At 50.2% G+C, this 23,628-nt stretch carries 19 protein-coding genes; 9 read left to right on the forward strand and 10 right to left on the reverse strand.

All coding sequences use genetic code 11. The features are described from left to right. Nucleotides 1-10: 10 nt before the first annotated feature. From FMR86_RS09170 to FMR86_RS09200, 7 genes are read left to right on the forward strand one after another with little or no spacing between them, the layout of a single operon-like run. Nucleotides 11-1,420, forward strand: coding sequence for a GAF domain-containing protein (locus FMR86_RS09170; RefSeq protein WP_163350804.1), 1,410 nt, complete (start codon nucleotides 11-13; stop codon nucleotides 1,418-1,420). Next, entirely contained in the window at nucleotides 1,401-2,510 is a 1,110-nt protein-coding gene (locus FMR86_RS09175) for a HEAT repeat domain-containing protein (protein ID WP_163350805.1), read from the forward strand. Before FMR86_RS09170 ends, FMR86_RS09175 begins: the two co-directional genes overlap by 20 nt. Beyond that, nucleotides 2,497-4,002 carry a GT4 family glycosyltransferase PelF gene (pelF, locus tag FMR86_RS09180; protein ID WP_163350806.1) on the forward strand — a complete coding sequence of 502 codons (1,506 nt, stop codon included), beginning with the start codon at nucleotides 2,497-2,499 and terminating at the stop codon, nucleotides 4,000-4,002. The genes FMR86_RS09175 and pelF overlap by 14 nt, the downstream gene beginning before the upstream one ends. A 3-nt stretch (nucleotides 4,003-4,005) precedes the next feature. After that, a complete protein-coding gene (gene pelG, locus FMR86_RS09185; RefSeq protein WP_163350807.1) occupies nucleotides 4,006-5,376 on the forward strand; it encodes an exopolysaccharide Pel transporter PelG in 1,371 nt (456 codons plus the stop codon). Between the two features lie 18 nt (nucleotides 5,377-5,394). Next, entirely contained in the window at nucleotides 5,395-6,351 is a 957-nt protein-coding gene (locus FMR86_RS09190) for an NAD-dependent epimerase/dehydratase family protein (protein WP_163350808.1), read from the forward strand. A 21-nt stretch (nucleotides 6,352-6,372) separates the two neighbouring features. Next, entirely contained in the window at nucleotides 6,373-7,437 is a 1,065-nt protein-coding gene (locus FMR86_RS09195) for an HDOD domain-containing protein (protein ID WP_163350809.1), read from the forward strand. Between the two features lie 21 nt (nucleotides 7,438-7,458). Continuing rightward, nucleotides 7,459-8,517 carry an HDOD domain-containing protein gene (locus FMR86_RS09200; protein ID WP_163350810.1) on the forward strand — a complete coding sequence of 353 codons (1,059 nt, stop codon included), beginning with the start codon at nucleotides 7,459-7,461 and terminating at the stop codon, nucleotides 8,515-8,517. Nucleotides 8,518-8,660: 143 nt separating this feature from the next. Here the strand turns inward: FMR86_RS09200 and FMR86_RS09205 are convergent, their stop codons facing one another. From FMR86_RS09205 to FMR86_RS09220, 4 genes are all read right to left on the reverse strand, one after another. Continuing rightward, nucleotides 8,661-10,040 (reverse strand): MBL fold metallo-hydrolase, encoded by a 1,380-nt coding sequence (locus FMR86_RS09205; protein ID WP_163350811.1) that lies wholly within the window; start codon nucleotides 10,038-10,040, stop codon nucleotides 8,661-8,663. A gap of 47 nt (nucleotides 10,041-10,087) precedes the next feature. Next, nucleotides 10,088-10,501 (reverse strand): desulfoferrodoxin family protein, encoded by a 414-nt coding sequence (locus FMR86_RS09210; protein ID WP_163350812.1) that lies wholly within the window; start codon nucleotides 10,499-10,501, stop codon nucleotides 10,088-10,090. 106 nt (nucleotides 10,502-10,607) lie between these two features. Further along, nucleotides 10,608-12,851, reverse strand: a complete 2,244-nt coding sequence (locus FMR86_RS09215; RefSeq protein WP_163350813.1) for a hybrid sensor histidine kinase/response regulator — start codon at nucleotides 12,849-12,851, stop codon at nucleotides 10,608-10,610. 138 nt (nucleotides 12,852-12,989) lie between these two features. Then, a complete protein-coding gene (locus FMR86_RS09220; protein ID WP_163350814.1) occupies nucleotides 12,990-14,186 on the reverse strand; it encodes a glycosyltransferase in 1,197 nt (398 codons plus the stop codon). Between the two features lie 192 nt (nucleotides 14,187-14,378). Here FMR86_RS09220 and FMR86_RS09225 point away from each other — a divergent pair, with 192 nt between their 5' ends. Together FMR86_RS09225 and FMR86_RS09230 are read left to right on the forward strand one after the other, a co-directional pair. Beyond that, complete coding sequence (locus tag FMR86_RS09225; protein WP_163350815.1) at nucleotides 14,379-16,826, forward strand: PEP/pyruvate-binding domain-containing protein; 2,448 nt, start codon at nucleotides 14,379-14,381, stop codon at nucleotides 16,824-16,826. Continuing rightward, nucleotides 16,819-17,898, forward strand: a complete 1,080-nt coding sequence (locus FMR86_RS09230) for a dual specificity protein phosphatase family protein (protein ID WP_163350816.1) — start codon at nucleotides 16,819-16,821, stop codon at nucleotides 17,896-17,898. The genes FMR86_RS09225 and FMR86_RS09230 overlap by 8 nt, the downstream gene beginning before the upstream one ends. 9 nt (nucleotides 17,899-17,907) lie before the next feature. Here FMR86_RS09230 and FMR86_RS09235 read toward each other — a convergent pair whose 3' ends face one another. The 6 genes from FMR86_RS09235 to FMR86_RS09260 all read right to left on the reverse strand — a co-directional run bounded on the left by FMR86_RS09235 (nucleotide 17,908) and on the right by FMR86_RS09260 (nucleotide 23,565). Further along, nucleotides 17,908-18,507, reverse strand: a complete 600-nt coding sequence (locus tag FMR86_RS09235; protein WP_163350817.1) for a PepSY domain-containing protein — start codon at nucleotides 18,505-18,507, stop codon at nucleotides 17,908-17,910. 84 nt (nucleotides 18,508-18,591) lie between these two features. After that, nucleotides 18,592-19,983: a cell wall metabolism sensor histidine kinase WalK gene (locus FMR86_RS09240; protein WP_163350818.1), complete on the reverse strand. Its 1,392-nt coding sequence runs from the start codon at nucleotides 19,981-19,983 to the stop codon at nucleotides 18,592-18,594. Beyond that, nucleotides 19,958-20,638 carry a response regulator transcription factor gene (locus tag FMR86_RS09245; protein ID WP_163350819.1) on the reverse strand — a complete coding sequence of 227 codons (681 nt, stop codon included), beginning with the start codon at nucleotides 20,636-20,638 and terminating at the stop codon, nucleotides 19,958-19,960. The genes FMR86_RS09240 and FMR86_RS09245 overlap by 26 nt, the downstream gene beginning before the upstream one ends. Nucleotides 20,639-20,693: 55 nt before the next feature. Continuing rightward, nucleotides 20,694-21,476 carry a 4Fe-4S binding protein gene (locus tag FMR86_RS09250; RefSeq protein WP_163350820.1) on the reverse strand — a complete coding sequence of 261 codons (783 nt, stop codon included), beginning with the start codon at nucleotides 21,474-21,476 and terminating at the stop codon, nucleotides 20,694-20,696. A gap of 176 nt (nucleotides 21,477-21,652) precedes the next feature. After that, nucleotides 21,653-22,282: a hypothetical protein gene (locus FMR86_RS09255; protein ID WP_163350821.1), complete on the reverse strand. Its 630-nt coding sequence runs from the start codon at nucleotides 22,280-22,282 to the stop codon at nucleotides 21,653-21,655. Next, nucleotides 22,282-23,565 carry an ATP-binding protein gene (locus FMR86_RS09260; protein WP_163350822.1) on the reverse strand — a complete coding sequence of 428 codons (1,284 nt, stop codon included), beginning with the start codon at nucleotides 23,563-23,565 and terminating at the stop codon, nucleotides 22,282-22,284. Before FMR86_RS09260 ends, FMR86_RS09255 begins: the two co-directional genes overlap by 1 nt. Nucleotides 23,566-23,628: the final 63 nt, after the last annotated feature.

Consider the following 23,628-nt stretch of genomic DNA (forward strand, 5'->3'; position numbering starts at 1 on the left):
GCCGGTGGATATGTTTAAGATTAATACGACTGCCAAAAAATATAAGCTTTCTAAATTTTATGAAGTCCTGCTCGGGTTGATAGCCATTACTGCGGTCAATCTGCTCTTTTTTAGGCAGGATCCGGGATTCATAAATGTATCCCCGCATCCGTACTGGATTGTGGTCCTGCTTACTTCTGCGCGTTACGGCTTTGGCGGAGGACTCTTTTCTGGTCTCATGGCCGGATTGTTTTTTGTTGTTTTCAAGAGTCTGGCTATCCCGGATATTGAGCTTGCGGATTTCAGAACCCTCGGCATGTGGGGCAAGCCCATTCTTTTCTTTCTGGTCGGGGTGGTGCTCGGGGAAATGCGCCAGTTGAACATCCGTGAATATGACGCGGTCTGCGAAGAGCGGGATGCCTACCACGATGCTTTTGATAAAGTTAAAATCAAGTATGACATCCTCAGTGAAGCCAAGCAGGAGCTGGACAGCAAAATTCTTTCACAGGAAAGCACGCTGGGTACTCTTTACGAAGCTGCGCAGGGGCTGCGTACCCTGAGTATGGACAGTATTTATCCGGCGGTGCTGGAAATACTGCGTGAATTCATGGATGTGGAGGACTGCTCCATCTATCTGCTGGACGGTACTGAATTCAAGCTTGATACCGCATTGCGCCACGGCAAAAGTTTTGTTCCTGAGGTCGTTCCCTTGGGTGAGAGCTTGATGAGCATTGCCGCAGGCCAGAAAAAGGCTGTATCCATCCGTGATATCGCCAGCACAGAGAGCATGCCCGGAGGCATCGTCATTTCCGCACCCATCATGGCCGATAACCATTCCCATGTGGTGGGTGTGCTCAATGTGGAGAAAATGCCTTTCCTGAAATTTACCAGTGATTCCGTGCGGGTGGCCGGGCTGGTGGCTGACTGGTGCGGCAGTAGTGTGGAGAATGCCACAGTTTTTGCCGAGACAAAAGACAAGCTCATTGCCGATGAAATCACTGATGCCTACACCTACGACTACTTTTTACGCCGGTTGCGTGAGGAGTTTGTACGGGCGCGGCGATACGAGCTGGATTTGTCCCTGATCATGCTGGAATTTCCGGGACTTGGCGATGCCTCTGATGAGGGGCGCGATGAAGTGCTCATGGCTTTCAGTATGATCCTGACCAACCAGATCCGTGAAATCGACATCCTGTTCATAAGTGATGAACCGGGGGCTTTTTACATGATACTTCCGACTACACCTGCTGCCGGGGCGCGGGTGGTGGTCAACAACCTGCTGAGTTCATTCAAGGCACTCAGTGTGATGGCTTTTGAAACCGACCAGAATCTTGTGGAACTACGGGCCGGGGTGGCCGGGTATACCCTTGGCATGGAAGATCCTGAAGAACTGGTCAAGAACGTTAAAGAGGATCTGGTAAGTGTACTTTTCGCGGAGTAGGGTTATCAGACGGGCGCGCTGGCGTCTGCTGGGGGCTTTTGCGGCTTCCTACCTGTTCGAGAGCGGGGCGGTCTGGCTGTATCTGAATCGCGCTGAAGGCCATTGGCATATCTACGCAGCCGTTGCAGCCCACCTGCTTTCCGGTCTTTCCTTTATCCTTTTTACCTCTCCCAAGCCGAGGGCTGTACCCGGAATGGCCTTTTATTATCCCCGTATCGCGGCCCTGTTTACCATCTTCATGCCTCTGATCGGGCTGGCCGGGATATCCATGACCCTGTTCACGTCCCGCATTCTCATGCGCAGTCAGGGGCTGGCCGAAGAGTACAAGGAAAAGGCGTACGAAGGCGGGGGGATTGATGTTGACCTGCCCACTGATATTACTGAATTTCTTTATGATGAGGTCGATGTGCACCCCATTGCCGATATTCTGGCCGGGGATGATATGGAAATGAAGCGCGGCGCGGTAAACCTGCTGCGGCGCATCGGTTCCGCCGAGGCCGTGAATCTGCTGCGCAAAAGCCTTTCCGATGAAAGTGCCGAGGTTCGTTTCTATGCCCATACCGCCCTGACCCGGCTGGAAGAAGATTATGCCGAGGCCGTGGACAAGGCCCGTTTCCGGGCGGAAAGATATGACAGCGCGCAGGCCCATGCCGAGTTGGCTTCGGTTTACAGAAACTACGCCCGCAGCGGGTTGCCGGAAGTGAATATGCAGGAGCGTTCCATGGTCCTTGCCTGCGAGCACTGGCGCAAGGCTGTGGAAAAGGATGAGGGCAACAAGGACTACCTGATGCGTCTTGCGGAATCCTGCGTGGAGAGCCGGGAGTTTACTGAAGCCCTGCATATCTACAGGGGTATGATCGTTGATCCGGAACTGGAGCTGGAATCCCGTCTGGGAATCTGCCGGGTCTTTTTTGATATGGGCAATTTCATCGCTCTTTTTCAGGAAGTGGAACAGTTGCGGGCGCGGCCTGAATTGAAAGCACAGGACCCGTTTAAAAAGTTGATTTACAATTTCTGGCTGGAAAACAAGACTGCGGATGAAGAAGTGCTAACAGAGAATTTTGACGAGGTGGGCCATGAGTTCGGATAAAGAATACGATGTCTGCCTGCTTCTGGAAGGTACCTATCCGTTTGTAGCCGGTGGTGTTTCCAGTTGGATTCACAACCTGATCAAGGGCATGCCGGAGCTTACTTTTACTGCGGTCTGCATTCTGGCTTCTTCCAAGGAAAAAGCTGAATACCGCTACGATGTGCCGGATAATTTTGTGGATCCCAAGATCGTATACCTGCATGATCCGGTGGAAATTTCAAAGAATCCGTTCAAGAAGATATCCGGCAAGAATATGGAGCAACTCCGTCGCTTTCACTACCGCATGGACCGCAATGATATCAGCATGATGCGGGGAATGGTCGAACTTTTTCGTGATGATAAATTTCCCCTCTCGGAACTTTTCCATGGCAAGAAAGCGTGGGACCTGCTGGTGGAACGTTACAAGGCGGATACCAACGATGAGTCTTTTATTGACTATTTCTGGACTTACCGTTTCACTCATCTGCCTATTTTTAAGATGCTGCCCATCGATCTGCCTAAGGCAAAGGTTTATCATACTATTTCAACCGGATATGCCGGTCTTCTGGGGGTGATCGCGCGGGTTATGACCGGGCGGCCTCTGCTGCTCACCGAGCACGGGATTTACGTCAAGGAACGCAAGATCGAGATTTCACAGGCCGAGTGGGTTTACCGCAAGGAAGATGATCGTCTGCGTGTTGACAGCAAGCTCGGCGCATTTCAGACTTTCTGGATCAGGATGTTTGAGCAGCTTGGTCGGCTTTGTTATGATTATTCTTCTGCTATCTACACCCTTTACGAGGGAAACCGCCAGCTTGAGATTCAGGAGGGTGCGGACCCGGACAAGATCAGGATCATTCCCAACGGGATCAGTCTGGATAATTTTCTGGGCCTTAAGGCTGAAGACCATGACTATCAGGGCCAGACCGAGTTTGCGGTGGGCTTTGTGGGCCGGGTGGTGCCTATCAAGGATGTGAAGACTTTTCTGCGGGCCATCAAAATCGTGTCCATCAAGATCGAGAAGCTGAAAGTCTACATAATGGGCCCCACGGAAGAGGATGAGGAGTACTATGAAGAGTGCGTGAACCTTGTCCGTCTGCTGCATCTTGAGGAGGTGGTGGAGTTCACCGGAAAGGTCCGGGTTACCGACTACCTGCCGGGGCTTGATGTGATTGTGCTGACCAGTATCAGTGAGGCCCAGCCGCTGGTTATCATGGAGGCCAACTGCGCAGGAATTCCCGCGGTGGCTTCGGATGTAGGTTCCTGCCGGGAGCTTCTGGAAGGGCGTACTGTGGCGGATCAGGCTCTCGGGCCGTCCGGGATTGTGACCAAGGTTGCGGACCCGGTCAGCACCGGGGAGGCTATCCTGAAAATTCTGACCAGTCCCATCCTGCGGAGCAAAATGTCCAAGGCCGGGATTGAGCGGGTGAAGACTTTTTACAAAGAGTCGGACCTCAATGAAACATATTTGAATATTTACAAAGATTACATGGCAATGGATGATCTGGAGTAAAATATGGCTGGAATCGGTTTTGAACTGAGAAAATTGCTGCGCGGGGACAGCTTTCTTTCGGATATGTCCGCATATCTGTACGCGGCCATGGTTTCTTCCGGCCCGTGGCTTATGAGCGTGCTTTGCCTTGCGGTGCTGGGGTTGTATTCCTATTCCGGTTTTTCCCCCAAGGATCAGGATATTTTCCGGACCACCATTGTTTACGTTTACGCCTTCACCCTCATCTACGTGGGGTATATCCAGCTGGTAGTGACCCGCTATCTGGCGGACCGTTTTTATATGGGCGATGAGAAAATAACATTGACCGCCTTTTCAACCAGCGCGGCCATAGTGCTGCTGGCCGGGGGGATTATCAGCGTCGGCGGCATATGGTTTTTTGAGCTGACCTTCAACTATAAGATCATTGCGGTAGTGCTTTTTCTGATTGTGGCCATGATCTGGCTGACCATGATCTTTCTTTCGGCGGTAAAGGATTTCAGGTCCATTGTGCAGGCTTTCGCTGTGGGTACTTCCTGCAGTGTGGGCGGGGCTTTTCTGCTTTATCCGCTGGCCGGGTTGGAGGGGTATCTGCTGGGTTATACCCTTGGGCAGGCGGTGATTTTTTTCTGGCTGCTGGCCCGTTTGCTGGCGGAATTTCCGCCGGGCCGGGTCTGGGATCCGGAGATGTTTTCCTATTTCATTAAATACTGGGAGCTGGCCCTGATCGGCATGTTTTTCAACCTCGCCATCTGGGTGGACAAGATCATGTTCTGGTTCGCCCCGGATTCACGCATGGTAGTTCCCTACCTGCGCACCCACGATATGTACGAGGGGCCTATTTTCTTTGCTTACCTGACCATTGTGCCGACGCTGGCTATTTTTCTGGTCAAGATTGAGACCAAATTTTACGAGCATTACCACGACTACTTTGCAAAAATTATCTCCAAGCAGAATCTGTCCAGTGTGCTGAAGGAAAAGCAGGGCATGATCAGCATGCTTAAGGAAAGCCTGCGCGAGATTCTCATTGTGCAGGGTTCATTGACCATGCTTTGTATTTTCATGGCCCCGGAATTCGTGGATATGGTCGGGCTTTCACCCTTGCAGCAGCCGTTGCTCCAGATCGCCCTTGTGGGATCGCTCATGCAGGTCATGCTTTCCGTGGCGGTGATCATCCTGTTTTATTTTGATTTACGTAAGGAAGTGCTGGCGGTGACGCTGGTCTTTCTGCTCAGCAACGTGGGGCTGACCTGGCTGACCATGCAGCTGGGATTTAGTTTTTACGGTTACGGCTATTGTTATTCCTGTTTTATTTCTTTGATGTTTGCCTATTACCTTGTTTCAAAAAGTGTGCGTGATCTGGAGTACATAACTTTTTCAAGCCAGCCTTTATTTTAAAATCGGGAGGGAGGGGAGATGAAGAAAACATGTCTTGTGACCGGGTGTGCCGGATTTATCGGCAGCCACCTGACCCGGACCCTGCTTGATCAGGGCCACGCGGTTGTGGGTGTGGATAATTTTGCCAGCGGTTACGCCCACAACATGAAAGGATTTGCAGATCATGCTGATTTCACCTTTTATGAACGGTCCATCACCGAAGAAGGGCTGCTTGCGGAGTTGAAGGATAAGCACCCGGAGCTGGATGTTGTGTTCCAGCTGGCGGCGGTGGTCAGCGTGCCTTACTCGGTGGAGCATCCTGAACTGACCATGCAGGTAAATTTCGAGGCCAACCGGGATATGCTCGATGCGGCAAGGGAAATGGGTTTTTCCCGTTTTGTTTTTGCCGGGTCTGCGGCGGAATACGGCAACGAGGATCGTCTTCCGGTCAAGGAAGAGTACGCGGACGGAGCCGAGCAGCTCAGTCCTTACGGGGTGGCCAAGTATAAGTCTTCGTCTTATATTGAGAAATCCGGTTACGGCTGTGCCCTGCGTTTTTTCAATATTTTCGGACCGCGTCAGGACCCCACCAGCCAGTACAGCGGGGTGATTTCCCGTTTTGTGGATTTCGGACTGGCCGGGAAAAATATGGTTATCTTCGGGGACGGCGAACAGAGCCGTGATTTTCTCTATGTTTCTGACGTGGTTACCTCCTATATGATTGCCGCCGGGCTGGATGAACAGGGCCGGGGACCGTTGACCGGGGTCTTTAATGTAGGTACGGGCAAAGGCAGGTCCATTCGTGAACTGGCCGTGGTTGTGGCTGAACTGACCTCCGCACCGAAGGAAATTGATTTTAAATCCGAGCGGGCCGGGGATATCAAGCACTCCCGTGCTGATGTCAGCAGGATCACGGCCGTAGGATTCAAAGCTGAAGTTGCTTTTGACGAAGGGTTGTCCCGAACTGTGAAATGGGCTGCTGAATCTCAGTCTTAATGATTGTTTTAAAGGATAGACATGCAGGAAGTAGAACAAACATCGACGCTTAATCCGCAGATAAAAGATGCGGCCATAAAATATGTGCGCAAGTTATTCAGTCAGGCGGGTGACTCCGATCTGATCAGGACTTTGAAAAAGGAGTCCTTTAAACATATTTATAAAAAAATGATTGTGGAGCCGGATGAGTTTCTCCCGCAGCCGCGTCCTGCCGATGTAGCACCGTGGGACGGAATGCGCCCTGAAGGACCGCGTGATTTTTTGAAATCAAAAGTAGTGCTGCCTTCTTTGCCGCAGGTTCTGGTTGAAATTCAGAAGGTCATTAGCGACCCGGACAGTTCTGCCGATGATCTTGCAGAAATTATCAATAAAGATCCCAAACTGGTGGCAGCCATCCTGCGTCTGGCAAACAGTGCCATGTACAGCTTTCGAACCGAGGTGGATACCCCGTCAAGGGCGGTGGCCCTGCTGGGATTCAAGCAGGCCAGTTCTCTTGCTTTAGGTACTGTTTCTCTTAGTCTGTTCAAGCGTTCTTCCGAAACACAAGTTCTTAATATTGAGAAATTCTGGAAGCATTGCATTGCCTGCGGGGTAATTGCGCAGGAAATCGCAAAAGAGGCCGGATATAAAGATACCGAACGTTTTTTTGTGGGCGGTATGCTCCACGACATCGGGCTTTATGTTGTTTTTGAAAGCAACCGGAGCCTCGCACTTGAGCTCAGTGATTATGCCAGCAAAGATGACAACAGTCTTTACGATGCTGAATTGGACCTGCTCGGTTTTGACCATGCAAGTCTCGGTGGAGTTATCATCAAGGACTGGAATTTTCCGAAGTCTTTAGTCCTTGCTGCTGCCGGACACCACAATCCGATGATAGCCAAAAGCGATCCTGATGCCGGAATTATCCATGTGGCGGATTTCATTGCCCGGGCCATGGGATATGATCTCGGTCTGTCCTCTGTGCTTGGTGTTCTGGATCATGAAATCTATGAAAGTTTCGGGCTTACTTCTGAATCTTTTGTTAATATGATACCGGAAGTTCAGAAGCTGATTGAAGAAATTTTTGAAATTTTGAATCCCGCGTAAATAACCAAGTTGGGGCTGTTGATGGTCAAATCTGGAAAGTCGCCTAGAATCAGGCCGGATGTTAAGGAAGCCGCGGCCCGCCATGTGCATAAGCTTTTTATGCAGGCCGGCAGTTCCGATCTGGTCCGGGTGCTGAAAAAGGAGGCTTTCAAACAGGTCTACAGGCAGATGATCCATGAACCGGATCTTTTTCTGCCCCGCACATTTCCGGATGACATTGAACCGTGGAGCGGTGAAAAGGTTGCCGGGCCGGGGGAGTTCTTAAGTGGATCGCTTGTATTACCCACTTTGCCGCAGGTCCAGATTCAATTACAGGAAATTCTGGATGATCCGGAAAGCAGTATGGAGGACCTTGTTGAGATCATCAACAATGAGCCCAAGCTTTCCGCGGCTGTGTTGCGGCTGGCCAACAGTGGACTCTACCAGCTTGACGGAAAGGTCGAGACCCCGGCAAAAGCGGTGGAAATACTCGGTTTTGAGAAGGCCGGATCACTGGCTCTCGGTACTGTCTCGCTCAGTCTTTTTAAGCGTCAGAATAACCCGGTCCTTGACCTGAAAAAGTTCTGGAAGCACTCCATTGCCTGCGGAGTTGTGGCACAGGAAATCGCCATCCTTGCAAAGCTGGGTGATCCGGAGCGTTTTTTTGCAGGTGGTTTGATGCATGACCTCGGTCTGCATGTGATTTTTGAGAGTGATCAGGGTCTGGCCCTGGAGCTGTACAAACTGGCGCACAGTGACGGCTATAATCTTTACAAGGCTGAGCAAGAGCTGCTGGGCTTCAACCATGCTTCTCTCGGCGGTTACATACTCAACAAATGGAAGTTTCCCCGGCAGCTGATCGCCGCCGCATGGGGGCATCATAATCCGCGCAAGGTAAAAACAGACCCGGATGCCATGGTTACCCATGTGGCGGATTTTATTGCGCAGGCGTTAGGTTATGATCTGGGAATTTCCCCGGTTATCGGATTTATTGACCGTACGGCGTGGGAAAAGCTCGGCATAACAGGAGAGCAGGTCATAGAGTTACTGCCGGAGATCCGGCGTTTGATTGATGATATTTTTCAGATTCTGGAAGATTAAAAAAGGCTCCCAACAAGAACGGGAGCCTTTTTATTATAAGACAATTGGCAATCTTTTGCTGCGAAGCTGAATAAAAGGTTTTGGGATTCTTAAACCCTTTTGCAAAAGGGTTTAAGGCCCCCGGCAGGGTCGCCGAAGGCTAACTACCCCATCTTAAATCCAGAGCGATTCCATGCAATGGCCCCGCCTGCAAGTGAGCAGACCTGCGTGTAGCCGTTGTTTTTCAGGTAACTTCCCACGATATTTGAGCGGTAGCCTGATCCGCACATGACGATAATGGGGCTGTCCTTATCCACATCGACCCCTTCATCAAGTACTTTGGCAAAGGGTTTGTGCATGGCTCCCTTGATCATTCCGCCTGTAACTTCGGCCGGGGTGCGCACGTCAAGAAGGGTGAACTCCTTTCCTTCCGCCAGTGCTGCATGAAGTTGTCTGGTGGACTTCTGGTCCAGGCTTTCCACCTCGTATCCGGCCAGCAGCCATGCTGCCATACCGCCGTGCAGATAGCCGAAAATACGGTCGTAGCCGATCCGGTGCAGTTCGGTACACATACGGTCGTAGTCTTCCTTGGAATTGACCACCAGCAGCAGATCTGAATCCGGCTCAACAGCCATGCCTACCCAGTTGGCGAGCTGTTTTTCAAGGCCGATGTTGAGGCTGCCGGGAATGTGGAACCCGCCGAATCCGGCTGCGTCACGCACATCGATAACCGTACAGCCCTGTTCGATCATCTGCTTGAATTTTTCCGGGTTCATGGCCCGGTCCAGCGGGCAGCGTTCCAGCAGGGGCGCGCCGTTGAAGTTGGTATTGATGATATGGGTGAAAGATTTCGGGCGGCTGGGGAATGACTCCAGTACCTTGGCCTTGAAATCCTCAAAGGTCTTGAATTGGAGCATGGGGTTGTAACGCCGCTCATAACCCAGAGTGGTGCTTGGTTTGGCACTCATGCCCTTACCGCACAGGGAACCCTGCCCATGAGCCGGGTAAACTTCCAGATAGTCAGGAAGCTTGCCCAGTTTGTTGTACAGGCTGTTGTAGAGGTTTTCCACCTGTTCATCCAGAATTTCATCACCGGGAAGATCCGGGCGTCCTATATCGCCCACAAAGAGCAGATCCCCGGTGAGAATCATCCATGGCTCATCCCCGCGCATGATATCGGTGACCAGAATGGAGATGGCGTTCGGGGTGTGTCCCGGAGTATGTAGAAAATCGAGCTTGGCCGCGCCCACGGTGATGGTGTCGCCTTCCTTGATGAGGGTGCGCTGGTAGCCCACATCCGCGTTTTCATGGATGTAGAGCTCCGCGCCTACAATGGATTTAAGCTCCTGCTCCCCGCCCACATGGTCGGCATGGACATGGGTGTTGATGACCCGCGTGATTTTCATGCCTTCTTCGCGGGAAATATCAAGATACTCCTGAACATCCCGGCGCGGGTCCACGATGACCATTTCGCCTGCGGCAGGACAGCCGATTACATATGAGTAACAGCCGAGTCCTTCAGTGGTTAATTGTTTGAAATACATTTAATACTCACTCCCTTTAATATGCCGTGTGAATAGCAGGGCCGATTTTATAATGTTACCGGACTGACCCAGAAATCGTGTTTGTTACAGAAACTGGTTGCAAAGAATTTTTTACCTTTGCTTCCGGCTGGAATTTTGAAGCGGGATACTGCTTTTTCATCAGTGTTGGAAAACGTTTTTGCGCCCACCACATTGCCGTCTTTATCCACAAGGGTATGGCGGACTATGTAGTGTTTTTCGGTCATGGGATGCAGGGTGCGGATGATGGCTTTCCCGTTTTTTACCTCTACCTGCGGCAGGTGGGTGGCTGCTTTTTTATCCCAGACACCGGTGTCTTTGCGGGTATAGACCACGTTTGAAGGATACCTGCGGCTTTTTTCTGCTGCGGCATTGGTCACGGGCATCAGGATTGCCGCTGTGGCAGCAGCGGACATGGCCATGAATTTTCTTCTGGAATTCATAATCTACTCCTTACGGTCTTTTAAACCGTGGTTCCTGCCTGTCTTGTTCAATCAGTTATGCTTCATAATCTTAAGTTAGTCAATAATGGTTCCTGATATTGTTTAGCTAGTTGTGATCGCGTTCAATTCTTTCAAGGAATTGCAGTTTGGTCACTGGTTTGGTCATGTAGCTGGTGCATCCGGCTTCACGTGCGGCTTCAGCTGTACCTTTGATGGCATGGGCAGAAAGGGCGATAATGGGAACAGGCGCATGTCCGATGATTCTTTCCCAGTCACGGATTTCTTCAGTGGCCTTGTAGCCGTCCATAACCGGCATTTCGATGTCCATGAAGATTATGTCCGGCTGAAATTCTTTAAATATTTCGATTCCTTCTTCACCATCATTTGCGCACTTCATTATGTGCGGCGAGTCGGAGATAAAATGCTTGAAGAGCAGTCGGTTGCTGCGGTTGTCTTCAATGAGCAGGACTTTGCGCGGCAGGGTCACATTGTCCGTATCTACCGTTCCATTTTTATCTTCAGAAGGCGGTGAACTGATTTCCGGCATGGTAATGGTGAATGTGAAAGTGCTGCCGCTGCCGGGGGTGCTGGACACGCTAATGTCGCCGTTCATCAATTCGCACAGTTTTTTGCTGATGGATAATCCCAGACCCGTTCCCTGAAATTCACGGGATATGGTTTTATCCGCTTGCATGAACTGTTCGAAAATTGCTTTTTGTCTGTCTTTGGGAATGCCCGGCCCGGTATCCTGAATATCAAATTTCAGCTCAACCTGATCGTTCTGGATTTTTTTGCAGCCGGCCTGCACGTATACCCCGCCTGATTCAGTAAACTTGATTGCATTGCCGATGAGGTTCAGCAGAACCTGCTTTACCCGTACCGGGTCACCCTTGACCTGCTCAGGAAGCTTGCCGTCAATACGGCAGGCCAGTTCAATCCCTTTCTGGGCAGCTGAGAGTTCGAATACGCTGCATGCCTGGCGCATGATTTTTGAAGGATTGAAGTCGATGTGTTCAAGGTCCAGAAGTCCGGCCTCAACTTTGGACATATCAAGGATGTCATTGATCAGGGCCAGCAGTCCTTCCCCGGCATTGTCGAGCAGTTTGATATATTTCTTCTGGTCCTCGTGCGGATTGGAATCTTTCAGCAGGTCGGTGGTGCCGAGGATGACGTTCATGGGAGTCCTTATTTCGTGGCTCATGACTGCCAGAAATTGGCTTTTGGCGTGGTTGGCGGCAATGGCCGTTTCTTTTGCTGCGTTGATTTTCCGGGCTACAATCCAGCCGATAAGGCCTGACAGCAGAATGGCCAGTGCTGCGGTTACCAGACTGAGTCGGTAATCTTCCTTGATTTCGCCCAGATAATCGTCTTCAGGCAGGTATAGCCCGATAATCCAGGGCCAGTGGTTGTTTTTAAAGGGGGTGAATACGGCATTGTAGCGGGAATTATTGTGTTCAAAGGTGGTGAATACAGGTCTTTTCGGCAATTGATCAGGGGGAATATTCAGGGAACTGAAAGCCTTTCTGCTGAGAATATCGGGCAGTTCGCTGATTTTGCTTAAGCGGATTTTGTTTCCGGTGCTTTGCTTGAGTGCTTCCACATCCGGGAAAGCCACGACATTCCCGCTGGTATCAACAATAAATGCCTTACCGTTTTTGCCTATGTTCAGCTTACTTAGAAAAGTTGAGAGTTTATCAATGGTTATATCTACCCCGACAACTCCCTGAAGATTTCCGGCTTTATCGTAGACCGGACTGGCTGTGGTAATCCCGGGTTTTTGGTTGGAGAAAAAGATGTAGGGCGAGGTCCAGATTACGTCATTGTTCATCAGGGCATCAATGAACCATGGCCGTTTTCTGGGATCGTATTTATCCAGCGGGTCGAGCTTGTTTTCCAGAATTTTATGATCTGGGGTGGTCCAGCTGAGTTTTGCGGTTCTTTCACCTTCGTGAATCTTGATTATTTTGGTGAATAAACCGCCCTTAACTTTTTCCTCTGAGCGGTTGACCATGAAAAATTCACCTTTGGTGTTGCCGTAGTATATGCCTGAAAACTGATGGTATAATGAAAGCTGCTCAATGAAGTATTTGAGCATATGTTCGGAGTTTGCACTGCTGACTATGTTGCTGTCTGCCAGAAAACGGGTCAATTCTGCTGCATTTTCCGCAGGGCGAAGATAGCTTTCGGATTTATCCAGCGTATAGGCGGATATATTGAGCATGATATCATGGGCCAATCCGTTGAGAGCATTGCGGGAGGTGGTGGTGTAGGGGATTATGATAATTGCCGTGAGGACAACCGCAAGTGATATGAAGCTCAGGGCCAGCCACCATTTTTTCAGATAAGTCATTATGCTCAATGTCTCCGTGGTTACCGGGGGATTGTTTCCTTGATTTTCCATTTTACGCAAGGTCCAGCCTTATCTGTTTATCTTGCGGTGGGGATAAAATCAATATGTTGCGCAGAAAAGGTGGGGTGCGGATTGATTTTAAATGAACCCGGCATATCGCTCTTTGTAGTCGCTGAATATTTTAAGCTGTTCTGCGCTCAGCATATTTTTTCTTTTTTCCAGAATAGTCAGTGTTTCATTCGCGAATTTATCTTTGAGCATCATGCTTACCGAGCAGGCCATGAGCAGGCTGGCCGTATCTGAATCATGGGTGATACAATCCTTAAAAACAGCAAGGGCCTCTTGTGGATTTGATAAACGCAGCAGGCAGACCGCGTACATGAGCTGGGCAGTGGGGAGTTTCGTGTAATATTTTCCGGCCTGCGCCAGACTGCGGGAAGCCAGCTGCAAATCATTGTTGTCCAGTGCTTTTGTGCAGTTGAAGACAGCATAGTCAAAATGGGCACGTTGGCGAACCTGCGCAAGTTCCTTTCTCAGCTCCGGGTCGGGCAGGGGGATGTTCTTGGCTAGTATTTTGAGACGCTGTTTTCTGTATTCTAGAGGATTATTTACTGCAAGGTCAGTTATATGGCGGCCTTTTTCTTTGTGCAGATAATACTCGGCTGTAGTGAAATCTACATGGAGAGGATCTGCGAAACAGGCCAGCCTGCGCCACATGTCAAAGTCTATGAGCACCTTTAAATTCTCATCGAAACCGCCCGCTTTTTCAAACAAAGATCGTTCATGCAGAACATTGATACCGGTAATGTAATTAAATTCCAGCAGGTTTTTTAAATTTACCTGCCGGGCATAACGCAGGCTGCGTGAGAGTTCTTTGGGATTTGTTTTCGATTCCAGCATAACTTCCATGCCATTGGAATATACGAAGTCCCGGTTCAGTATTCTGGCGGCGGACATGAGCCGTTCCAGATGGTCTTCATACCAGATGTCGTCGTCATCAAGGTAGGCTATGTATTCACCTCGGCTTGCTTCGAACGCGCTGTTGAGCGCAGCGGCTTTGCCCCGGTTCTGTTCATATGAAAGCAGCTTGATCCGGGGATCGCTAAGCTTTGCAACCACATCATCGACAGCTTCACCGCCGTCGCGGGCCAGACAAATTTCAATATTTTTATATGATTGGGCAAGGATGGATTTCAGGGCACGTGGCAGGCAGTGTTTGCGGTTGTGGGTTGCCATGAGCACCGAGACCAGAGGTCCGTCAGTGCGAAATTCCGGTTCATTAAGCCGGGCAAATGCTGCGGCTGTGTGTTGTAGGCTGAAATCAGGTCTGCGCATGTAATTTTTTGAGAGATAGAATTAATGTTGTAACGTATTAAAATTTTTATGAATTAAAAATCGCATATTTGCTTTTTCAATACAAGGTTCTTTTTCATTAATTTTTGTCCTCCTTGTCATTTGACGCAGTAATGGGATAACCTGTTCACAAGGCTGAAAATATTCGAACCGAAAGCATACACCGGAGAATGCATGCTGCCTGTCAATATCCTGAAATTCTGGGCTGAAACATTGCTGGCCCCGCGGGCTTTATTGCAGCGTAAATATGAGGCTTTCAAAGTCCTGCTGGAATATGATTCGCAGGCTCTTGATCTGGTGGCGGATCTTGAGGAACTATTCTACGGCGAAAGGCTGGCCGATCGCAATCAGGCTGGCAGCCTTCAGAAGCAGCTTTCTTCTGCTGTGTCCGGGATGATCGGAGAATTGAGGAAAATGCATCCTTATAAATTCCGGGATCTGCCTGAGGCTTTCCAGCGTATCGATGATCATGCCCGGCATGCTCTGCTGATGCCCGGTGGGGATTCCGGCCCTCCGTATACAGTCCCCCTTGCTGCCGCCGGGGAGTGTCCTGAACTTGCCGGAGGCAAGGCTGCAAATCTGGGGCGGGTGCACGCGTTGGGCCATACTGAAGCACTGCCCGGATTTGTGGTCACGGCTAATGCTTTCCATGCCTTTGTGGATCATAACAATTTGCGTGAAGAGCTGAATGAAAGGCTCAGTCGTATGGAAGTGGACAACGTTCGCTTGCTCTCTTCCATGACCCTTGAGTTGCAGGAACTCTTTCTGAACGGTGAAGTTCCGCCCGGAGTTGCCGGGGCCATAGAGCGCGGCTTGGAAACTTATCTGGACGGAACCGGAAAGCTGGCCGTGCGTTCCAGCGCACTGGCCGAAGACAGCGAAATTTCATTTGCCGGGCAGTATGCCAGCGAACTCAATGTCGATCCCGCCGAAGTGCTGGACGGCTACAAGCGTGTTCTGGCCGGGAAATATTGTCCCCGTGCGGTATCATACCGCATCTCCAACGGCTTGACCGACAACGATACCGCCATGGCCGTGCTCATCGTGCCCATGATCGATGCCCGCAGTTCCGGGGTGGTTTATTCTGTGGACCCGGACTGTCTCAGCAGGGACAGTGTCGGCATTTACGGAGTTTCCGGTCTGGGGGCTTCCCTTGTGGACGGCAGCGTGGTTCCGGTCAAGGCCTCTTTGCACCGGGGGAAGGAACCCCGTCCGGTCAGTGAATGCGGATTTGACCGTTCCGGGCTGCCGGATGAGAAAATGTTGGTTCAACTGGCAAAATGCGCACTCAAGCTTGAGGAGCAGTTCGGCTGTCCGCAGGATATGGAGTGGGCCGTGGACCGGGGAGGGCAGTTTCATATCCTCCAGACCCGGCCTTTGCAGCAGGAAGCGCATGGACAGCTTGTTTCGCCTGCTTCCCTCAACTCCATGCCGATCATGGACGGACTGGAACGGGCTGCCGGTGGAGCCGGATGCGGGGAAGTCTACTTTGCCCGCAGCGGCGCGGAAATTTCCCGTATCCCGGAGGGTGCCATCGTAGTTACACCGGCCTTGAAACCTTCACTGCTCAGTTTTGCGGCGAAAATCAACGGGGTGCTTTCCTCGGCCGGAAGCCGGGCCAGCCATTTCGGTTCCGTGGCAAGGGAGATGGGCATTCCCGTGCTGGTGGGTGATGTGTCTGATCGGTTGAAACCGGGCCAGTTGGTGACCGTGGACGGCATGGCCGGTGCTGTTTATGAAGGGTGCGTGGAAGACGTGCTGACCCGTTCCTGCGCGGACACACAGGTTTCGCCACGTGTTCTTGAGTTGTACAAGGGCATGATTTCTTCCATGGTCCATTTGAATCTAGTTGATCCCCATGGCGAAAATTTCAGTGCCGAAGGGTGTGAATCTCTGCATGATCTGGTGCGTTATTGTCATGAAATGGCGGTACAGGAGATGTTTTCGCTGGTGGATAAGCGCGGGTTGGGTATGGGCCGATCCAAGCGGTTGCGGACCGAACTGCCGCTGGTGGTTTACCTGATTGATCTGGACCGGGGGCTTTATGCCGGAGCGCGCAGTCGAAAGGAGCTTTCCCCGGCAGACGTACTCTCCGTTCCCATGCAGGCTTTCTGGAAGGGGCTTTCCGATGAACGGGTGGTCTGGCCTGAAGAGATGACCCACGTGGACTGGGAAGAGTTCGACCGCATGTCCGCCGGGATTTTCAGCAAGGATTCCAAACTGCTTGCCAGTTATGGATTGCTGGCTGAAGATTATCTGCATCTGCTGGTCCGTTTCGGATATCATTTTTCCGAGGTTGATTCCCTGTGCGGGGATGTTGCGGCCCAGAATTATGTGAAATTTCGTTTCAAGGGCGGCGGGGCCGGGGCTGAAAATAAAAAGCTGCGGCTGGAGTTCGTCAGCCGGGTGCTTGTCCATTTCGGATTTGAGACCGAGATCCGCGGGGATATGCTGGACGGGGTTAGCAGCCGTCTTGCTGCTGCCGACATACAAAAACAGCTGGTCGTAGTGGGCTACCTGATGGCGGTGACCCGGATGATGGATATGCGTCTGGATAACGCCGGGCAGGTGGACAGGGAATTTGAGAGCTTTATTGCCGCAGCGGAGGGGATTGATGGCTGATCAGGAAAACGGGCATGCCTATAAAATTACATGGGTAACCGATCAACTGGCCGTGGGCTGTGCGCCCATGAGTCATGCCCAGTTGCAATCCCTGAAAGAGCAGGGGATTGACGGCATCATCAACCTTTGCGGTGAGTTCTGCGACCTGCATGAGATTGAGCAGAATGCCGGGTTTGAGGTTTATTATCTGCCTATTGAGGATGAGGAGGCACCCGGTCTGCTGGAACTGGAAAACGCGCTTGAATGGCTGGATGAGTCCATTTATCTGGGCAAGAAGGTGCTCATCCATTGCCGTCACGGCATCGGCAGGACCGGGACCGTGCTTAATGCCTACCTGCTGCGGCGTGGGCTGGGCCACAAGCTGGCCGGGAAGAAGATGAAGGAGCTGCGTTCAAAGCCCGCCAATTTTTCCCAGTGGTGGACCATCCGCAAGTACGGGCGCAAAAGCGGAAAGCTCACCGCGCGTACTCCCACAGTTGAATTCACGCGCAAGGTCGATCTTTCCCCGTTTTTTAATGATTACCTGAAGCTGGTCAGTGAAGTGGAACAGCGGGCCGGGGAACTGGAAAACAGGCAGCAATGCGGTCTGGACCATGATCTCTGCTGTCGTACTCCGCTGAGTATGACTCTGGCCGAAGCCCTGCACCTCAGTCATTGCGTCAACCTTGAACTGAGCCACGGGGAAAGGGTGGAGGTGATTGAAAAGGCCATGGCAACGGCGCGGATTGAAAAGCGGGCCATGCGCGAACTGGCCGCTGATAACGAAGCCGGATTCTGCCTGTCGGGCGTGGATTCGCCATGCCCGTTGCTGGAAGAAGGCAGATGCAGGCTGTTTGAATTCCGTCCCCTGCAATGCCGGGCTTTCGGGCTGGATTCATCTGAGAACGGACGTTTGTGGCGGGAAGTGCTCAGTCCCGGACTGGATTCCGTTTCCACGCAAATCTGGTTTGCCTGCACCGGAGCCATGCAGGGGGATTCCCTGCCCCGTTTTTCCCTGCCGGATGTTGTTTCCGGCAAGTTCATCGAAGTTCTCTTTAAATTGATGATGGAGCAGGGAATTGATGATGCTTAGATATTTGAACTAGTCGTCGTCCCGGTGCTCAAAATCCCGGTGGCTGAGAATTCTTCCGTTTTGCGGGTCAATCATGACCATCAGGGTCCTTTGCGCTGTGAAAAGATTGATCCGGTAGCAGAGCAGGCCGTCTATATTCTCAATTTCGGCCCGGTAGGCGGTGCTGCAGGTTTTGAGTTCTGCCTCACGAATGGCCTGTTCCATACTCAGTTTGCTTTTTTCTATTGGATCATAATATTTGCATATTTTTTCAATCACACTGGGCATGAATTCCGGCTGGCTGATACTCAGTATTTCCCCGGTTGCAAGTGAAGCCGTTACCTGCACGATTTCCTGCTTGCGGAGGATGTCTATTTCAACATGCCGGCTGCCGTTTTCTTCTCCCTCTATCTCCACTTCAACGGCAATTCCCTCTGCTTTTTCTTCAGCCTTGGCAACCAGTGCTGCAAGAGTGCAGTTGCTCTGCTGTGCGGCCTGTATGATATAATCCGCGCTTTTGATGTAGTCATCGCTGAAAAAGTCGTCGGCAATGGCTGAGATGGACCCGAAGGTTATGGTGATGGCGGCACATAAAACAATGAACGCTTCTTTCAAAATTGATTTATCCATGGTGGTTCTCCTTTTGGTTTGTTGAGAACATCATGGAATATGGGAATTGCCTGCGGCTTACCCGGAAATTACTTGGCTGTAATTTTAATTTCTTGGAAAGCGAATCTCAAAAATGCTGCCTCCTTGCGAAGCCTCCTGAACCGTGACACTGCCGCCGTGGGCCTGCATTACCGCGCGGACAAGGCTTAAGCCCAGCCCCACGCCTTTTGTGGAACGGCTTTTATCTCCCCGGTAGAGCTTTTCAAAGATGCGTTCCCGTTCCTCTTCCGGGATTCCGGGGCCGCTGTCCTGTATGGAAATTACGGTAAATTCCTCTTCAAGCGCGGTTCTGAAAATAATTTTTCCGCCTTCCGGGGTGTATTTAAGTCCGTTGTCGCTCAGGTTGCCGAGGACCTGCAGGGTGCGCTGACGGTCTGCTGAAATCATGAAGTTATCAGCTTTATTGTCTATGATGATGTTGCGTTCTTCGGCAATTATTTCATAGAGATCAATGGTTTCTGTGATTAGTTCAGAGCAGGAAAGAGGTTCGGGTGCAAGATGCATCTGGCCTGTTTCCGCCTCGGTAATATCCATGAGCATGTTGATGAGTTTGTCGATGCGTTCTACATCCTCAGCACAATCCATGAGCACTTCCCGCTGTTCTTCTGCGGAAGCATCTGAAAGAAGGGTCTGTTCAATACGGGCTTTCATGCGGGCCAGCGGGGTTTTCAGGTCATGGCTGACATTGCCCAGAGTGTCGCGCATGGCGGTAATCAGGATTTCAATCCGTTCCAGCATGATATTGAAAAGTTCAGCCAGTTCCCGCAATTCCCCGCTTTTTTCAAAGACCGGAACCCGGCTTTCCATGTTGCCGGATGAAACTTTTTTTGCTGTTGCGGCCAGTTCCCGTACCGGGCGCAGCACATGGCGGGAGAACATAATCCCACCGATTGCCCCCAGAACAATGATCCCGGAAATGGTGATCAGGAATACGCTTTGCAACCCCTCGACCATGAATTCCTGACGTCCGGTGGTCCGTCCGGTCTGTAGGGTGAATCCGTTATCCAGCGCAGTGATGAGTATATCAAGGTCTGTTGGTGTGGGCAGGTTGAACGGTACCCATTTTGTCTGTTTAGGCAGGTCGGGGAGCAGAAAATGTTTTGAGTCCAGCTCATCAAGCTCCTGCGGTATGGTCAGCCAGACGGTTTTGCCGTCACCGTCCGTCAGGTGGATGAAAATATTACTGAATGTGTTGGCCTGATGCTGGCTGCGGATTGTACTCAGCAGCGACGCAAAACCTTTGTTTTTGTAGATGTTTTTATATACCTGCACCCGTTCGTTGATACGTTCCCGCTCCATCTGGGTCAGGTAAAAATCGAGCATAAATGTGCTCAGGGCGAATAGGCAGAGCGTACTTCCCACAAAGAGCAGAAAGTACGCGGAAATTATGCGGTAGGAATTAAATAATTTTTTAACCCTTTTTTTCAGTGAGCACATAGCCGACCCCGCGGATTGTGGAAATCAGGTTTTCAGCAAAGGGTTTGTCCACTTTGGAGCGCAGCCGGTGCATGAGCACTTCCACCACATTGGTCTGCGGGTTGAAACTGTAGTCCCAGATATGTTCGAGGATCATGGTCTTGGTGATCACCCGTCCGGAATTGTTCATCATGTATTCAAGAAGTCCGTATTCCCGTGCGTGCAGGATGATCGGTTCGCCGTCTCGGCTTACTTCGCGGGTGAAGCGGTCCAGAACCAGATCACCGACCTGTAATTTCGATTCTGCCGGGGTGCGCGAAGACCTGCGGATAAGGGCCTGCAAACGGGCCTGAAGTTCGACAAAGGAAAAGGGTTTGGTCAGGTAGTCGTCACCCCCGGCCTGCAGCCCGGAGACCTTGTCGTCCACACTCTGGCGGGCACTGAGGATGAGTACCGGGGTTTCCAGCGCGCGGCCCCGCATCTCGGCAATGATGCTCAGTCCGTCCCGGCCCGGAAGCATGAGGTCGATTACGGCTGCGTCATATTCCGTACTCAGGGCGAAGTTCAGCCCCTCGTTGCCGTCCGCTGCATGGTCCACGGTAAAGCCTGCTTCGCGCAGCCCTTTGGCAATGTACTCGGCAATGGTCGTGTCGTCTTCAACAATCAAAATCCGCAATGTCTGTCTCCTTGGGAACCCAGTGCGGGCTTATCTGGCCGCATTGGGTTCATTGTTACCATTGATATACAAACAAGACCAGATAGGTGGCGGCCAGATAAGCGGTCATGACCAGAGCTGAGAACAGGCCGGGATTGATTTTCAGGCCGAGCAGTTCCAGTGACAGGGCATCTGCCTTGGACGGGCAGACATTATCGAGGCAGTTGAAGCAGCTCAGGCAGTCATCGCCGCAGATTTCATTTTTGGATGAAGGGTTGACCTGCATGGGGCAGACCCGGTCGCATTTTCCGCAATCAATGCAGGTTTCTGTATTGCGCTTGATTTTGCAGATTTTAATCACTTTGTTGATCAGGTTGTAGCCCGCTTTTTGAAAGCACATGTATTTACAGAAGAAGTTGGGAATGAACAGGGGGATCAGCAGGACCGCAAAATGTTTTGCTTTAATGAAGTTCCATGAGAAAGCAGTGGATTTGTACATTTCGATGTGGTCACCGAAGTAGCTGACCCCTTTGACGGTGAAGAGGTAGAGGAAGAAGCCCAGCAGCGGGTAACGGAGCATGCGCAGCCATTTGTCATAGGGCTGGGGGATGTTGAATTGCAGCTTGGGAAAGAGCTTATTGCCCACGCGGGTGGCAAAGTAGGACGCAGCCCCGAAGGGACAGGCCCAGCCGCAGAAGAACGGGCCAAAAAGAATTATGGAACCGAGTACCAGATATTCACTTTCCAGTTCAAAATCGATGCCCATAAGCTTGCCCAGAAAGTAAAAGTTTGCGGCAAAGAAAAAGCGTATGGCGTCCCTTGAAAAGGTCAGCGGTGTGTCTTTTTTATAAAGTTTCATGTTTTCCCCTTGTTTGGAAATAAGTGTTTACTTCGGGGGAATATGAGTGAGTACTCTTGCGGGCTGATTACCTGAAAATTACACGGGCGTAATTTTGCAAAATAAACCCCCTCTTCGCCACTTAAGGCAAAGAGGGGCTGCATAATTTTAATAAGTGTTGATGAAATTCTGAAATTTTATTGAGTGGGATCACTCTGGATTTCGATAATCAGATCATTCAGCCATTTATATTTAGATTGCTTGCGCATCTGCTCAAGGTGTTTGTGGTCAATCTTTGCGATATATTTGGAATGATCGTTTGAGTTAATTTTCTTTTGCTTACAGGTGTCCTTGCAGTTTTTGCACTTCCTTGTGGAGACTTTTCCGGTTTTTGTCAGTTCCAGTAAAAAGCATTCACAGCAGTTGGGTTCTATTGCGAAGAGTTTTATTTGCGACTTGTCTGGTTTTTTGAAGAGCAGTCTTTTGTTTGGGATCTTTTTGCAGGCTTCCGCAATGATTTGTTCTGTATTCAGTCTGTCGTATTCAATAAAATCAGAATCCATAATGACTATGATTTTATCAAAGCTGTTGTCTTTGTAGAGTATGGCTTCTTTGACAACATCAATCGGGCTGCGGCCATTTCCGAATGAAGGCCGAACGCTGTAGTTTTCGTGTGCCGGGTAGAAATACGAGATTATTTTGTATAATTCCCGACAAGCCTGATCTTCTCCAAAAACAAGTACAGATGTTTTTTGTAGTCTTTGGGGGCGTTGTTTTCTGCGTTGAAACTTTCTGCTCTTACGGGAGCCTTCTGATCTTTTAGCCATTAGCTTACCTGCGGGATGGCACCGTATTTTCCGGTGATGTAATTCATGAAGAAGTTATCCCGCTCTTTGACATCCTTTACGTCATTGAGAAACCATGCCTGACTCTCAAGAGTTTTGCGGTCTTTTTCCACCAGCACAATCTGTCTTTTGCTGAGTTGGTTTATGACGTTGACGCTGTGGCTGCTGCAGATGAGCTGGCCACGCAATTCTTCACCGGACTGCTCTCTGAAACGTTCAATCATTTCTTCAACAACAATAGGATGCAGTCCCACTTCTATTTCATCAATGATGGCAACTCCCCCTGTTGTAAGAGCTGCTATGATCGGAAAAAGGACTTTAATGAGTTGCTTGGTTCCGTCTGACTCAAGGTTGATATCGAATCTGTATTCAAAGCCATTGATTTCATGTATCGCTTCGCACACTTCAACTTTACCTGCAAAGAAATTAGTATACACCTTAGGGGTGGGAATACTCTCGTCGGGCATATTGTCCAGCAAGCCTTTGATTTTCTTTACGGGTTCAGAATCAAGAAACTCTTGTTCTATTTCGATTTCTGAATGCTCAATCCGCTCAATTCCTACATCGAATGACTTCAGATAATTGGAAACGTTGTCTATTATGTTCAAGTCCTTGAATGCTTTTGTTGCTTCTATCACTGGAACATAATTGTTGTATTTGTATACAAAAAATAGATTCAATCCTTCCAATATTTCTTCAAGTCCAGTTTCGTGTTTCAATGAATCAGAAACAGCAAGAAGCGATTCACTATGTTCCAGTTCACGTTTCATTTTATCAATGCTGAATTTGGCTTTTGTTCCTTTTGTTATCTGGATTTCGCCGTCATCATCCAGCTCTCTTTTAAATATATAATTCCAACGCCCTGTTTTGGGGTTTGACTCATAAAGCTCTTCATAATCAACTTGTGCAGCCGCACGGTCATAACCAAGTGAGTAGCGGAAAATTGTTCCTGAAATTTCGCATACAAGTTCAAAATCAGAGATCGGACTCGGTTTTTCTGACAACCTGAAGAAATCAATTTTTAGTGCTTTTTGCCTGTTTGTCATAAAAGAAAGAAGAGCAGAAAGGGTCTTGATCAGGTTCGACTTACCGGAAGCATTTGCTCCGATGCATGTGATCACGGAAGGCACGTAATGATTTTCCGCCAGCTCAATAAAACGGGGATCATCGGAATATTTTTTATCAACACTTTTAAAATCAAAGTCGAGGCACTGCTCATCCTTAAATGACCAGGCATTGTCAAAACAAAAAGAGAGAATTATCACTTAAGACTCCGTAATAAGTTTGTGAACTAGGCTGTTTTCGGAAGATTATCGCCGAAAAAGCTG

It is taken from the genome of Desulfovibrio sp. JC010, assembly GCF_010470675.1.
GTDB lineage: Bacteria > Desulfobacterota > Desulfovibrionia > Desulfovibrionales > Desulfovibrionaceae > Maridesulfovibrio.

Coding starts and splice junctions, on each gene's coding strand:
- FMR86_RS09205 (WP_163350811.1), bottom strand. CDS start 10,040: ATGTATTTCAAACAATTAACCACTGAAGGACTCGGCTGTTACTCATAT.
- FMR86_RS09210 (WP_163350812.1), bottom strand. CDS start 10,501: ATGAATTCCAGAAGAAAATTCATGGCCATGTCCGCTGCTGCCACAGCG.
- FMR86_RS09235 (WP_163350817.1), bottom strand. CDS start 18,507: ATGGATAAATCAATTTTGAAAGAAGCGTTCATTGTTTTATGTGCCGCC.
- FMR86_RS09230 (WP_163350816.1), top strand. CDS start 16,819: ATGGCTGATCAGGAAAACGGGCATGCCTATAAAATTACATGGGTAACC.
- FMR86_RS09255 (WP_163350821.1), bottom strand. CDS start 22,282: ATGGCTAAAAGATCAGAAGGCTCCCGTAAGAGCAGAAAGTTTCAACGC.
- FMR86_RS09195 (WP_163350809.1), top strand. CDS start 6,373: ATGCAGGAAGTAGAACAAACATCGACGCTTAATCCGCAGATAAAAGAT.
- FMR86_RS09190 (WP_163350808.1), top strand. CDS start 5,395: ATGAAGAAAACATGTCTTGTGACCGGGTGTGCCGGATTTATCGGCAGC.
- FMR86_RS09240 (WP_163350818.1), bottom strand. CDS start 19,983: ATGTGCTCACTGAAAAAAAGGGTTAAAAAATTATTTAATTCCTACCGC.
- FMR86_RS09220 (WP_163350814.1), bottom strand. CDS start 14,186: ATGCGCAGACCTGATTTCAGCCTACAACACACAGCCGCAGCATTTGCC.
- FMR86_RS09250 (WP_163350820.1), bottom strand. CDS start 21,476: ATGAAACTTTATAAAAAAGACACACCGCTGACCTTTTCAAGGGACGCC.
- pelF (WP_163350806.1), top strand. CDS start 2,497: ATGAGTTCGGATAAAGAATACGATGTCTGCCTGCTTCTGGAAGGTACC.
- pelG (WP_163350807.1), top strand. CDS start 4,006: ATGGCTGGAATCGGTTTTGAACTGAGAAAATTGCTGCGCGGGGACAGC.
- FMR86_RS09200 (WP_163350810.1), top strand. CDS start 7,459: ATGGTCAAATCTGGAAAGTCGCCTAGAATCAGGCCGGATGTTAAGGAA.
- FMR86_RS09225 (WP_163350815.1), top strand. CDS start 14,379: ATGCTGCCTGTCAATATCCTGAAATTCTGGGCTGAAACATTGCTGGCC.
- FMR86_RS09170 (WP_163350804.1), top strand. CDS start 11: ATGTTTAAGATTAATACGACTGCCAAAAAATATAAGCTTTCTAAATTT.
- FMR86_RS09215 (WP_163350813.1), bottom strand. CDS start 12,851: ATGACTTATCTGAAAAAATGGTGGCTGGCCCTGAGCTTCATATCACTT.